The organism is Citrobacter sp. JGM124 (assembly GCF_018257795.1).
GTDB lineage: Bacteria > Pseudomonadota > Gammaproteobacteria > Enterobacterales > Enterobacteriaceae > JGM124.
In genome coordinates, this window is sequence record NZ_JAERJD010000002.1 from 363,184 (window position 1) to 376,097 (window position 12,914).

Consider the following 12,914-nt stretch of genomic DNA (forward strand, 5'->3'; position numbering starts at 1 on the left):
CCGCCAACCAGTTTGCTGCACTTACCCGCGTGCCCATCCTGGTCATTATTGGTGATAACATCACGAATAAAGAGAGCAATATTTTTGGTGTTGAACTCTGGCGGGTGAATAAACTACGGGCGCAACAGTTTGTTGACACGATTAACCGTCACGGCGGCCATGCCAGACTGATTAATCTGCCAGACATCGGTATTCATGGAAACACGCACTTTGCATTCACAGACAAAAATAATCAGCAAATCGCCACGCTTGTCACTGATTATCTCCACCAGCAGAGGCTGGATATGACTGGCCCGCAGTTTACCCTCAGGGATATGCATTAAATCAGGCTGTTTGCGGAAATGCGTCTCTGTTCCCGGTTTCTGAACATCTTTCTTTTAATAACGCGATTATCGGTTTCACCTTAAAATGCACAATCATAAAAATAGCAATGGCATCCTTTTTAACGTTGCCATATGCCTGGGCTTTGTCATTGTCCAGCTGGACGTCAGCGTAGTAAATGTTGGCCTCAATGCACTGAGCGCAGCTTATCACGCCCGCATTGCCGATCTTGAGTGGGTAATTAACAGTTACTCTTTGATGTTTGCCGCTTTACTGCTCTCCTCCGGTTCGGTTTCTGATCGCTTCGGCGCTAAAAATATTTTCTTATTTGGCGTGCTCGTCTTTATGGCTGGCTCCCTGTGCTGTGCACTTTCGCCGACGCTGATTATTCTGGAAATAGCCAGGACCATACAGGGTATAGGAGCCGCATTTATCGTCCCCACGTCCCTGACATTGCTAAGTCATTACTATCCTGAACCCCATGCCCGTACACGTGCCATCAGTTTTTGGGCGGCTTCCGGAAGCATGGCACTGGCCGCGGGGCCCGTTATCGGGGGCTTGCTTATTCAGTATTTAGGCTGGCGAAGTATTTTTTTGCTGAATATCCCTGTGGGACTGATCAGCCTGTTTATCGCTTTGCGATTTGCACCAGCCAGTCAGAAGCAGGATCGATCCCTCAATATCCCCGGACAGTTATTGATAATACTTGCGCTGGGCCTGATCACGTTCACCCTGACAGAGTCTGGCCGCCGAGGGTGGGATGATGTTATGAACCTCTGCTTGTTACTGGCAGGCGGGCTCACTTTCATGGTTTTTTGTTTACGCGAGCGTTTCAGCAGCACGCCTGTCCTGCCCACCCAAATCAGAACGAATGGTTTCATCATCAGTTCAGCCGTTATCGGTTTTCTCTGCACACTGGTCTTTTACGGCGCAGTGTTCATTCTGAGCCTGTACTTTCAGCAAGCAATGCGCATGTCGCCATCAGATACGGGCTTCGCCTTTTTACCCATGATGTTAAGCGTGGCGCTGGCCACTTATAACGCCAGTCGTCTCGGAAAACATTACGGTGTCCGGAACGTGGTTATCGCCGGGGGCATTTGCTGTTTTGCAGGATTTGGCTGGCTGTCGGCTGTGGGTGCTGACTGGACAATCTGGCAACTGCTGCTCCCCATGATTTTAATGGGTGTCGGAACGTCTCTGGCGGTGCCTGGACTGGCAGGGCTTATTTTCTCGGAAGTATCGCCTAAGAATGCGGGAGCCGCTTCAGCATTTTTCTCCTGCTCACGCCAGATGGGTGGCGTTGTGGGCATTGCGCTTTTCGGTGCGATATTTTCAGGTGCCACTTCCCTGGTTTTTATTGGTGAACTCAGGGTGGTCTGTTACATCGCAATGGTGTTTATCGTCGCGTGGTTAATTCTGGGATGGAAGTGTCTGCCAGAAAAATAACAGCATGATAATCCGTTCTCATGCCAGCTAACGTTCTAAGAAGGTAATGTTATGAATTTTAAAAAATGTCTTATTACTGGTGCTTTTCTGATGGCAAGTGCTTCAGCCTGGCCCGCTCCTCCGGCACATTTGCAGGATATCCCACGTTATCAGATTCCGGAAGCCGACCGCGGCCTGCAGAAGGTGGATGCTGAGAAATGGTTACAGGTGACTGACGCAGCAACTGTGCTTGAGGGGCCGTCATTCGATCACGCAGGAAACCTGCTTCTGACAGATGTGTTCAGAGGTCAGATAATAAAAATTGATCCACAACGCCGTCAGCTGGTGCTGTTTGAAGATGCGAATCTGACGCCCAGCGCAACCGCCGTCGCACCGGATGGTCGTATTTATGTTGCCGCAGGGCACAAGGATGGTAGCGGTGGTGAAATTTTCAGCATTGACGAACAGGGTCAGAACCGCCGGGTCATTCTCCCCGCAGACAAAAATTATCAGCCCAACGATATCGTTTTAGGCAAACAGGGGGAAATTTACTTTACCGATGCACGGGGGAACAGTGGGGACCTCAGCGGAGGGGTTTACTGTATTTCACCCGGTACAAAAACGATTTCACCGGTCCTGACGCACCTGTCAGGGGCTAACGGGCTCGCCCTGTCTCCGGACGGTGGCACGCTCTGGGTGGTTGAATTCTCCGCCGGCGTTCTGCACCGACTGGTCATGAAAAATGCCAGTGAAATTGAGCCGTTTGGCGAGACAGTCGCCTACCGGTTTAACAGCCCGGCTCCCGACTCCATGAAGGCCGATGATAAAGGAAATCTCTATATTGCGCTTCATGGCCAGGGCCGGGTGATTGTACTGAATGGCAACGCCATACCAATCGGCCAGATCACTATACCCGGGCGGGATAAAGGCGAGTTCTTACGCACCGCTAACCTTGCTATAAAACCCGACACACATGAACTGTATATCCTGTCGTCAAGTGATGCAGAACATCCGTCAGGGGCTGCGGTGTTCCGCTCATGGTCGTTAGGAAAGGGGCTGAAGGGGTAACGCCACACAGCGCGTGCACCGCATTCGCATACTCATGAGTGACGCCATGCCTGCTGAGGGTAATAAGCAGACAGTCTTGCCAATGTTAACCCTCTCAACGGTATCTGTAATTGGTCAGTTAATCAGATCGTGCTAATGATATACTCGCTTTCTTAACAACAACATGACGACTTGCCCCAGGCGCGGCGCTTGCCGAACTCAAACAGCTCAGTCTGAACAGGGAGAGCTGATGAACACCGTAAATATTCGGATAATAATCGGAGGGATTCTGTTACTCATGTCAGCCTTATTTTCGGTGTCCATAGCTCACTCGCTGCCAAAAGCTTCAGAACTCCCGGGCTCGCAGCCAGTCTCTGTACAAGTACAGGGCACAGGAACAGATGTCATATTGATCCCTGGTCTGGCCTCGTCCCGCGAAGTGTGGACCGGTTTAGCCTCAGGTTTACGTATGAACCACCGTGTTCATCTTGTAGAAATTGCGGGTTTTGCGAGTACTCCTGCCATTTTCAAACCAGAGCGAAAGGTCATCACTCCAGCGGCCGATGCCATCGCTGAATATATCCGCACCCGGCACATCAAATCACCGGTGATCATTGGCCATTCTCTTGGGGGCGTCATTGGATTGATGCTGGGAGCCCGCTACCCTGACCAAGTCAATAGACTGATGATTGTCGATGCGTTGCCGTTCTATACATTGATGATTGACCCTGCGGCAACCAGCAAAACAGCCGCCAAACATGCTACTGCGACGCGGGACTGGTTGCTGGGGCAGTCACCGGAGCAAAGGGTCGCGTTTCAGAAGACATCCATCGCCGGTTTAGCCAAGAACGAGGCGGTGAGGCCTGCCCTTGTGGCTGCAGGAATCCATTCTGATCGCGAAACCGTGGCGAATGCTGTGTATGAAATGATGATGACCGACTTACGCCCCGAGCTTGTCCACATCAGAGCACCAATTGAGGTCGTGTACGCTTATGACACCTTATTCGGGATACCTGTAAGCGACGTGGATGCAATGTATCATCAAGCCTATGCCTCTGCACCAGATATCCATTTCACACGGGTCGATGACAGTTTTCACTTCATTATGCTTGATCAACCAGAACGATTCTCCAGCATTGTTGAGTCATTCTTGAAGGAATAAAAGAGGCTTTGAACCCCGTCACGTTGCCATCGCTGTATCTCAATTTCGTCCGGCTGCTCAGGCGACTTCTGTTTACAGTATTGTGAACAACAATAGCACCTGCGTCATGATTACGAAGGACCGCTTCAGACACAAAGCAGACTGATTTACAGGCCAATGTCGACTGACCGCGCATTGCAGGCGTTTCGGGTATGTCTGACTAATCTATTGTTGATCAAGGCTGACGACCATAAGATCAGTAGTATTGCTAATTCGCCATTATTCGGTAGTGATCATCGATGGATTCTCCACCACTCAATATTACCCACCACTTTTTTTGCTAGACTGATAGCATACCCACTTGACTGTTCTATGTTTATCCATTGATGGATTAGGAGTTTAGGTATGTCAGTCAAAGCATTTGATCTCAACATTGAAAAAATACTGGAAAACTGGGAAGTTCGGCATGCAGTAAGGGAAATTATTGCAAATGCTCTGGATGAGCAACTTATTACTGGAACTGCGGCAGTATCCATCCAGAAGGTCGATGGTCACTGGCTAATAAGAGATTATGGTCGGGGACTTAGATATGCACATTTAACTCAGAACGAGAATCAGGAAAAACTTACAACACCCGGAGTCATAGGACGATTCGGCATCGGGTTAAAAGATGCTTTAGCAACCTTTGAGCGGAATGGCGTCAAATGCCAGATTCAGTCTCGTTACGGGAAAATCACTACAAGTAAAATGTCCAAACAGGGGTTTGGTGATGTCACGACACTGCATGCCGTGATTGAAGATGCGATTGATACCACATTTGAAGGTACAGCCATTTATTTAGAAGGCATCTCAGATGATGAAATACAAGCGGCAAAGGACATGTTTCTTGCTTTCAGCAACGATAGCATCATAGACACAACCAAGTACGGGCAAATCGTCAGTCATTCATCGGGTGCCGGAAAAATATTCATCAATGGCGTTCTCGTTGCTCAGGAAGATAATTTTCTGTTTTCATTTAACATTACCCAAATGAATGCGCAGTTGAAGAAAGCGATCAACCGTGAACGAACCCACGTTGGCAGAAGTGCTTACACGGATGCAGTGAAGAAAATATTGTTATCTTCATCAAATAAATATGTTGCAGATTTGCTTGCCGAAGATATGTCCGGATTTAGCACTGGCACCATGCATGATGAACTATCCTGGATTGATGTCCAGGAGCATGCAATTACATTATTAAATAAAAACGGTAATGTCGTATTTATTACGGCTACTGAAAGTATTTTACATCCTAACATTGTGGATGATGCAATAAAGAATGGTACAAAAATAATAACAATACCAGATAATCTTCGTCAGCGACTGACCGACAAGGTGGATGATGAAGGTAATTCAATCAATGATATTACACACTATGTTCAGAATTATAACGAAAGTTTTCGATTTGAATTTGTAAATGAAATTAATTTGACAGCTCGAGAGCGAAACGTTTTTTTATTAAAAGATAAGGTAATTGATCTCTTTGGTGGTATTCCTGCAAGTGTATTAGATATTAAAATTTCAGAGACACTGCGGCCGGATATTTTATCGACAGTAGAAACACTGGGTTGCTGGGACCCACAAACTCGTAGTGTAATCATTTCCAGAAAGTGTCTTTCGTCTGTTGATGAGTTCTCTGGTGTACTGATCCATGAATTTATTCATGCAGATACAGGTTATGATGACGTAAGCCGAGAATTTGAAACAGCGTTGACCGAATCCATCGGTAAGCTTTGTGCAACCATAATCGAAAACAGCAAGGACACACTGGCCTCAGGTTCTGAAAGATTACAACTAAACAGTATAAAAGCGCGTCCCTGGTATAAATTCTGGTGAATATTTGCAGTGACGGCGAGACAGAAACAGCCATGTAACTGGCCCCCGGTCATTAATACGATCCAGCAACTTCCGCCACTGGTACAAGGCGGGCTTCACTGGATTAATTGCAATGGCTTTCGTGAGCCTTAGTAAACGATCAGTAATGTACCAGTCCGCCGTCCACAGCATACTGACTGCCAGTTACATAGGAAGCGTCATCGGAGAGAAGAAAAAGTGCAACCGCAGCGGCCTCTTCTGGTGTTCCTGCACGCCCCAAAGGAACCTGGTTTATCACGAAATCTTCAAACTGCTGACGCGACTCCTCTGGCATAAAGTGCCTGAAGTTGGTTTCAATGGGGCCTGGTACCAACGTGTTGGCGCGGATACCACGTTCGGCCAGTGCAGATGCCCAGCTTTTGACCATAGCGATAACAGCACCTTTCGTCGCTGCATATAAGCTTGTCATCGCCGCACCTTCATAGACCGAGGATGAAGACGTGACCAGCACGGATGCGCCTGAATTAAGTGATTTGGCGAGTGCTGCCAGCTGGAGCATCGGGCCACGCACATTAGCGTTCATCAGGCGATTAAACGAATCAGCCGTTACAGACTCCGGGCAGCCTACCTCTGCGGAACCGGCATTAAGCCATAGCCCATCAAGTGAACCCCAGTCGCCAATCGCTTTCCCGAGCGCATTTATATCAGTCTCGCTTGCAGCATCGCTTTTTAAAATAAGCGATGTCGCAGGTAGTAGGCTACGTGCACGTTCGAGCCTTTTATCATTAAGCCCCGTAATGGCTACGTGGCCACCTTCAGCCACAATGCGCAGAGCACCCGCCAGCCCCATGCCACTGGTACCGCCAGTGATCAGTACTCGTTTCCCCTGAAACCTTCCCATGTTGACTCCTTCCCGGCCCAAAAAAAACGGGAACCATCAGGCTCCCGTTATCATCTGACCCAATAAAATGGATTACATATTGTCGATCATCGCGTCACCAAACTCGCTACATTTCAGCAGTTTGGCACCGTCCATCAGGCGTTCAAAGTCATAAGTCACGGTTTTGGCGTTGATGGCGCCGCTCATGCCTTTGACTATCAAATCAGGACTTGGGTAACAACTTTGAGTATCAACGCCATTTCGCGGTGTACATCACTGGCCGGAACAAGCTGTTTAAGAGAGGGCTCTAGTTTTACCCGCTCATTTTCGGACTGAAACCAGTCTTTGCGCTCTTTAGGCTTCATCAGAGATGGGTTATGAATTTCATCAGGATCAGAACTACGGGCGATACCAAACAAAGCAGGACCAACATCTTTGATTCGCGTAGACAGCATTACCTCGGACAGTTCCGGCGATGGGTATGTTGGCCTCCAGTAACTGTCGTTTAACGGCTTTGCGATCCATGCCAAATGCTTTGGCTATTTTTGCGATACTCCAGCTATATACGTCTCCAATATTGCTGATGTTTGACATTGCCGATTCCTCACACCAGCTAAAATGCCTATTTTTTATTTAAAACATATTGTTAACCAATAGTCAACTGTCCACTTTATTTGCAAAAAGGACAGGTCATTTTGTTGTTTTAATCGTTAGGTCAATGAGTTACATGACTTGGTGGTGTCCGCATGAGAATCCAAAAACGAGCCGTTTCCCACGAGCCACCTGCCCCGTGGTAGGCCTCCCCCTCCGGGAGTACCTTTGCAAATGACAATCGATATCAATTGATGCATTTAATTAGCAATTAGATCATTCCAAATACAACTAGTCGAGATCGGCGAAATTATTTAGGCTATGCCAATCGGTTATGGTCACATGCAAGGTTAGCTACAGAAGTAGCACCTTAATCGCGTATTTTTTTGCCAACTGACTACATTGTTAAGTCACAAGGGCAATCAGTGCACAGTTATTAGATCACCTCATGTCTCCACGTAGTTATTTTGAAAAAAAAGTCGGCTAATTTCAAGGCTAGATTTGGTATCGGGGTGGTACCAAACAACGAGAAACTTAGTATTTCCTTTTTATACTAAACTATAAACTGATATAAATGAGACACTATTAGCTATTTTTTAAAATTATCAATTTGTATCGCCTCCCCCGCTTGTGCCGCACTCATCCAAAAAACTAGAGACCTAGACTTTGCAATCTCGACTAATCGAGGAAATAACGCATGATATTTATCATTCACAATAGAAATAGCATGATCAAAGTGTTTTAAAACATCGGCACCTCCATCAGCACTTAGAAACATGTTCATCTGACCTCTTGTATTAGTAGGGAAATAAATAATTTCTTTTTTATTTTTTGGAACCAATAAAATAACTGTTTCAGATTTTTCATAATCTCCAACACCACCATGAGCTACAAAATTATTCCTTACATCCATAATATAATCATGCATGCTTGTATATTCATCAGAAAGCCAATTTTTTTCAGCCTTCAATTTTCGGCCATCAGCAGTAGTAAATGCTTTGCCATAAAAAATGATACTAGCAATCATTAATGGTCTTATTTTATCTGCGATATCTTTTTCTACTAGGTGATGATTACCTGTTCTATCAACATTTGGTAGAATGTCTTCAGGAATAAGCTCAATCGCCATCGCATACCATTTACGCGCACTTTCTAGATCCCTAAGAATCAAAGAAAGCGCTGATGCCCTATCAGCCAGTTTTCCAGTTAAAGTAACTTTGGGTATAATTCCTCCAAAATATGTATAAATAACTTTTTTTCACCTGTACAAGAGTCGACATAGAACTGTCTATCTATGTCGTTTGCAGATATTGAGCTTAAATATTTAACTGTTTTTATATCCATATTGGAAATTTCTTATCTAATCTAACTTCAAAAAGTAAACGTTAGATTTACTCATAAGTGCTCTAATTACAAACCTTTTCACCATACTAAATCATATAAAATGGCGGTACGTGTCTTCTTGATTTTCAGAGACACTATTATCACAGGCTCTCAGTGAATGCCTGTTGTAATACCCACGCTATAGCCTTTGCGGGATTTCTATGAAACGATCACGTTTTACTGACAGCCAGATCATCGCCATTCTTAAACAAGCGGAAGCCGGAACACCTGTTCCTGAGCGTTTCCGGGAGCACGGTATCAGTAGCGCCAGTTTTTATAAGTGACGTTCAAAATTCGGGAGGATGGATACTGCCCTTATGTCCCGGCTAAAAGAGCTGGAAGAGAAAAACCGTCGTCTTAAAAAGATGTATGCCGAAGAACGGTTGAAGTCCGAAATTATTCAGGAAGCGATGGCAAAAAAGTGGTGAAGCCGTCAGACCGGAAGCAGATGGCGCAGCATGCAGTCACCTTTCAGGGAGTCAGTATTCAGCAGGCATGTCAGATTTTTGCTATTAGTGAATGTTGTTATCGCTATACCCCAGTTCTTCACATCAAAAATCAGTAATATTGCTGACTGGCTTATTCGGATCACGGACAGCCAAAAAATTGGGGATTCGGGCTATATTTACGCAATGTGAAAGGGTTCAGGTGGAACCACAAAAGGATCTATCGTATCTATTGCGAACTGTCTCTTAACATGCGAATAAAGCCTAAAAAACGATTAAAACGTGAAAAGCCTGAGCCACTGTCTGTACCGGCAAGCCACAACGTAAGCTGGTCTATGGGTTTCATGCACGATCAACTGTCGGATGGTCGTTCTGTCCGTTTACTCAATGTGACCGATGACTTTAACCGTGAAGCACTGGCCATTGAGGTTGATTTTTCACTTCCGGCACTACGGGTTGTAATAGCGCTGGAGCAGATCATTGAGTGGAAAGGTAAACCGTCTTCAATTCGTTGTGATAACGGTCCGGAGTATGCAGGTAATACACTGATTGCATGGGCTAAAACGCAAGGTATTCGACTCAATTTTATTCAGCCTGGAAAACCGCAGCAAAATGCCTGTATTGCAGCATATTCAGTGCTTGAACTGATTCTACTTATCGCCTCCGTTAAAAATGGGGGGATTACCAGACAGAAAGCGGTGAACAGGCTGCTGCCTTAATGCAGCGCAGTGTCATGCGTGAAGGCTGCTGGCGGCATCCGCTGGTACTACACGCAGATAACGACGCAGCCATGAAATCACAGACGTTACAGATGAAACTGCACGGACTGAATATCACGGCGTCCCACAGCCGTCCGCGGGTGAATAACGATAATACGTATGCAGAGTCACTGCTCCGGACTCTGAAGTATGTGCCACAGTGGCCGTCATCGGGGTTCAGGACACTGTCGGATGCCCGTCAGTGGGTGGATAAATTTACCCGGTGGTATAACGAAACGCACCGTCACAGCGGAATACGCTATGTGACTCCGTCAGAGCGACATCGTGGTGAAGATCATGCGCTTCTGAAACAGCGTGATGAACTGTACCGGAGCGCGAGACAAGTTCATCCTGAAAGGTGGTCAGGTAAAACGAGAAACTGGCAGCCTGAAGGGGCAGTCACCCTGAATCCGGAACGGGAAAAACAGGCGGCTTAAATTAACCGGGGGTGACAACTATCTTGGCACTTACCGGTCACTCCATGCCCTCAGATTGATTTTTCAGAGGGGATGACAACTATGCTGACACTGATGGTTCTTTTGGGAATGCAAACAAAAAGACTTCGAAGAGCCTTTAGGGGTTTATTCTTATTTTCAGCTAGTTACGATTTTCCTGATAGCTCATACTGGCTATACCTTCATTCCGAAAAGTTCCGGTAAATTTGCCCTTACCAGTGCCATGGTAAAAGGTATCGTACTGTTTACTATTTACCGCATTGCCATTTCAGTAATTTATTTATAATTTAATAAAGTGATCAACTGTTTTAAAGGCTTCTCTCATGAAGAGCATTTCTGATATACGCCGAGATAATTTGATTGAAATCATTCGTAGATGCTTCGATAACAAACAAACATATATAGCGGAAGCGATGGAAGTACAACAAAGCGTCGTAAGTCGATGGATAAAAGGACATCGTAATATCAGTACTGCATCAGCGCGTAGGATAGAAAAAGCATCCAATCATCCTGAGTTCTGGTTAGACAAAATCCACTACATACCAATCAGTAAGGATATAGAATCGCATGAATATGGAATCCGCGGTTATATTGGCGGAATTGTTGCCGAGAACCTACGCCAATGGATGGATAATAATAGTTCTCTGAGCTCACAGCAACGAGTTAGTGAGAAAGCTGGCATTGCACAGGCAACGGTACAGCGTGTTCTTAGCCGAGAATCCAGTACCACAATTGGTACTCTCGCTACTATTGCTGATGCATTTGAACGACGGCCTTTTGAATTAATGGTTCCAACAGAGATGTCTACTTCTACCAATCATACTCATCCTCGCTTTGAGGAGTTAACGGGAGAAGAGCAAGAAATGATAAATACGCTTATTGAAGCTCTTCTTCAAAGAAAGTTAAATAATTGACTTTTGTTCTTGTTTGAAGCACTCCATCAACACAGCATAGAACTTAATTTTTGCTTGTAGAAAACCAATGGCCTCCACAGTTTCGGGGGGTAGGATCCCTAAAAAATGCTTAATGAGTTACAACTGCTCCACAGAGTTCTCCATGGCACCGGGAATCGAGTGTCACAGTTGTTCAGGATGACACGGCATTATGAACAGGTGATTATGGAAAATAAATTTTTGCCTAAAATAAAGTATCAATAGCTTGACTTACAAAATAAATTGTTTCAAATACGTAATAAGACGCAAATATAGATAAAATTAAATATGCAATAGCTACTGCTATCCTATATTTTATTTCTCCACGTTTCACTCTCTTCCACTCAGCCTTCAAAATTCTCGCGCTTGAGATAAAGTATTGGTTAACAATTTCCGTGCAATCAATATTCAGTTCAGGGTTAAGAATGTTACTGTTTATAATTATAAGAAGCTTGGTTTCGTCAGTTGATGGCGAATCACTAGATAATCGGAGCCTAATTTTTGCCGAAAGAAAGTTGATTCTGCTTCTCACGCTATGACGGTCTTTTGAACTGCAAGTTCTAAAACGTAAAAAACATTCCATCAATTCAGCAAGCTCCTCTCTGAGGCCATCTATCCAATTTTGCCGAAATTCAGATGTTTTATTTTCTTTTGTTATAACTAAACCTACTACTGCAGCAGCCGCAGCTATGATTGCGGCGATAACAGAAGCAACTCCAGAATCCATCAGATACCATCCCTAAATTTTATGTGGATCGAACAAAAACCTCATAGTTCATAATCACACGAGTAATTCGGTAAGTTTTAATCCCGTATTAATTTTAAACAGAGAACTATCTCGATTGAAATGGAATTGTACTTCATGCTGCAGTTTTTTTTCGATTGACAGAGTTCAGGAAAATTTTCCGGTACCAGAACCTCTGCAAATGGTGGTGGTACCGGTACCGCATTGACGCAACGAGCTACCAGCTTGTCCTTGGCAGACTTCACGCCACGATAGTCTCGATTAAGAATGTACCGTATTGAGCGCGATAGAGTTCAGCGGGTTGCAACATACGCATGTCGATATCAACGATGCAATAAACCGAAGCATCTATTGGCACTCGTTACTGGTCAGAGACTGGGGGATATTTCAAATATGAAATTTAGCGATATTTGGGATGATCACTTACATATTATCCAGGAGAAAACGGGCAGTAAAATAGCTATCCCACTTTCCCTGCGACTTAATGTGATTAATTGGAGTTTAAAAGAAGTGATATCCCGGTGTCGAGATTACGCGATCAGTCCGTATCTCGTTCATTATTTCCGTTCAACATCACAAGCAGAAAGAGGTGCTCAGGTCAGCGGCAATACACTCACAACTAACTTCACCAAGGCCAGAAATAAAGCAGAAATCGACTGGGGTGATGGGACGCCGGCTACATTTCATGAGCAACGATCTTTAGCTGAACGACTTTATAAGGAACAAGGAATCGATACGAGGAAGTTGCTTGGCCATAAGTCACAAAAACAGACCGACAGATACAACGATGACCGGGGAAAGGACTGGACGACAGTCGCACTTTAACGGAGTTTTTAAGGGGGGTTTTGCTAACTTATTTTGCAAACTTTTTGCTAACCGTTCGCATGCTAATAATAAAAAACGGGAACCATCAGGCTCCCGCTTATTTTTCAACAG

At 45.1% G+C, this 12,914-nt stretch carries 10 protein-coding genes and 5 pseudogenes; 9 read left to right on the top strand and 6 right to left on the bottom strand.

Annotated features, from left to right (window positions below):
• Positions 1-29 precede the first annotated feature (29 nt).
• The 5 genes from JK154_RS04225 to JK154_RS04245 all read left to right on the top strand — a co-directional run bounded on the left by JK154_RS04225 (position 30) and on the right by JK154_RS04245 (position 5,809).
• The gene (locus tag JK154_RS04225) at positions 30-323 is read left to right on the top strand and encodes a hypothetical protein (RefSeq protein ID WP_211991247.1); all 294 of its coding nucleotides are present in this window, start codon (positions 30-32) and stop codon (positions 321-323) included.
• Between the two features lie 85 nt (positions 324-408).
• Positions 409-1,767 carry an MFS transporter gene (locus JK154_RS04230; RefSeq protein ID WP_211991248.1) on the top strand — a complete coding sequence of 453 codons (1,359 nt, stop codon included), beginning with the start codon at positions 409-411 and terminating at the stop codon, positions 1,765-1,767.
• 51 nt (positions 1,768-1,818) lie between these two features.
• Positions 1,819-2,814, top strand: a complete 996-nt coding sequence (locus JK154_RS04235) for an SMP-30/gluconolactonase/LRE family protein (protein WP_249215763.1) — start codon at positions 1,819-1,821, stop codon at positions 2,812-2,814.
• Between the two features lie 229 nt (positions 2,815-3,043).
• A complete protein-coding gene (locus tag JK154_RS04240; RefSeq protein WP_211991249.1) occupies positions 3,044-3,955 on the top strand; it encodes an alpha/beta hydrolase in 912 nt (303 codons plus the stop codon).
• 384 nt (positions 3,956-4,339) lie between these two features.
• On the top strand, positions 4,340-5,809 hold the full coding sequence (locus JK154_RS04245) for an ATP-binding protein (protein ID WP_211991250.1): 1,470 nt from the start codon (positions 4,340-4,342) through the stop codon (positions 5,807-5,809).
• A 139-nt stretch (positions 5,810-5,948) separates the two neighbouring features.
• Here JK154_RS04245 and JK154_RS04250 read toward each other — a convergent pair whose 3' ends face one another.
• From JK154_RS04250 to JK154_RS04265, 4 genes and pseudogenes are all read right to left on the bottom strand, one after another.
• A complete protein-coding gene (locus JK154_RS04250) occupies positions 5,949-6,689 on the bottom strand; it encodes an SDR family oxidoreductase (protein ID WP_211991251.1) in 741 nt (246 codons plus the stop codon).
• A 72-nt stretch (positions 6,690-6,761) separates the two neighbouring features.
• Positions 6,762-6,893 (bottom strand): annotated as a pseudogene (locus tag JK154_RS04255) (NADP-dependent isocitrate dehydrogenase); the annotation flags it as partial.
• The gene (locus tag JK154_RS17705; RefSeq protein ID WP_249215764.1) at positions 6,887-7,123 is read right to left on the bottom strand and encodes a DUF1441 family protein; all 237 of its coding nucleotides are present in this window, start codon (positions 7,121-7,123) and stop codon (positions 6,887-6,889) included. The pseudogene JK154_RS04255 and the gene JK154_RS17705, both read right to left, overlap by 7 nt.
• 725 nt (positions 7,124-7,848) lie before the next feature.
• A complete protein-coding gene (locus tag JK154_RS04265; RefSeq protein ID WP_211991252.1) occupies positions 7,849-8,388 on the bottom strand; it encodes a hypothetical protein in 540 nt (179 codons plus the stop codon).
• 415 nt (positions 8,389-8,803) lie between these two features.
• Here JK154_RS04265 and JK154_RS04270 point away from each other — a divergent pair.
• The 3 genes and pseudogenes from JK154_RS04270 to JK154_RS04280 form a co-directional block, all read left to right on the top strand.
• Positions 8,804-9,723: pseudogene (locus tag JK154_RS04270) on the top strand (IS3 family transposase); the annotation flags it as partial.
• Positions 9,724-9,770: 47 nt separating this feature from the next.
• A pseudogene (locus JK154_RS04275) lies at positions 9,771-10,283 on the top strand (integrase core domain-containing protein); the annotation flags it as partial.
• A 341-nt stretch (positions 10,284-10,624) separates the two neighbouring features.
• Positions 10,625-11,215 (top strand): helix-turn-helix transcriptional regulator, encoded by a 591-nt coding sequence (locus JK154_RS04280; RefSeq protein WP_211991254.1) that lies wholly within the window; start codon positions 10,625-10,627, stop codon positions 11,213-11,215.
• 223 nt (positions 11,216-11,438) lie between these two features.
• On the opposite strand, the gene JK154_RS04285 is transcribed toward JK154_RS04280, so the two are convergent.
• Positions 11,439-11,960 carry a hypothetical protein gene (locus JK154_RS04285; RefSeq protein WP_211991255.1) on the bottom strand — a complete coding sequence of 174 codons (522 nt, stop codon included), beginning with the start codon at positions 11,958-11,960 and terminating at the stop codon, positions 11,439-11,441.
• A gap of 77 nt (positions 11,961-12,037) precedes the next feature.
• Positions 12,038-12,315 (bottom strand): annotated as a pseudogene (locus JK154_RS17840) (hypothetical protein); the annotation flags it as partial.
• Between the two features lie 11 nt (positions 12,316-12,326).
• Here JK154_RS17840 and JK154_RS04290 point away from each other — a divergent pair.
• Positions 12,327-12,803: pseudogene (locus JK154_RS04290) on the top strand (tyrosine-type recombinase/integrase); the annotation flags it as partial.
• Between the last annotated feature and the right edge of the window lie 111 nt (positions 12,804-12,914).

Excerpts from the sequence above, each read along its gene's own strand:
- JK154_RS04280 (WP_211991254.1), top strand. The coding sequence starts at position 10,625 with ATGAAGAGCATTTCTGATATACGCCGAGATAATTTGATTGAAATCATT.
- JK154_RS04230 (WP_211991248.1), top strand. The coding sequence starts at position 409 with ATGCACAATCATAAAAATAGCAATGGCATCCTTTTTAACGTTGCCATA.
- JK154_RS04245 (WP_211991250.1), top strand. The coding sequence starts at position 4,340 with ATGTCAGTCAAAGCATTTGATCTCAACATTGAAAAAATACTGGAAAAC.
- JK154_RS04240 (WP_211991249.1), top strand. The coding sequence starts at position 3,044 with ATGAACACCGTAAATATTCGGATAATAATCGGAGGGATTCTGTTACTC.
- JK154_RS04265 (WP_211991252.1), bottom strand. The coding sequence starts at position 8,388 with ATGGCGATTGAGCTTATTCCTGAAGACATTCTACCAAATGTTGATAGA.
- JK154_RS04235 (WP_249215763.1), top strand. The coding sequence starts at position 1,819 with ATGAATTTTAAAAAATGTCTTATTACTGGTGCTTTTCTGATGGCAAGT.
- JK154_RS17705 (WP_249215764.1), bottom strand. The coding sequence starts at position 7,123 with ATGCTGTCTACGCGAATCAAAGATGTTGGTCCTGCTTTGTTTGGTATC.
- JK154_RS04250 (WP_211991251.1), bottom strand. The coding sequence starts at position 6,689 with ATGGGAAGGTTTCAGGGGAAACGAGTACTGATCACTGGCGGTACCAGT.
- JK154_RS04285 (WP_211991255.1), bottom strand. The coding sequence starts at position 11,960 with ATGGATTCTGGAGTTGCTTCTGTTATCGCCGCAATCATAGCTGCGGCT.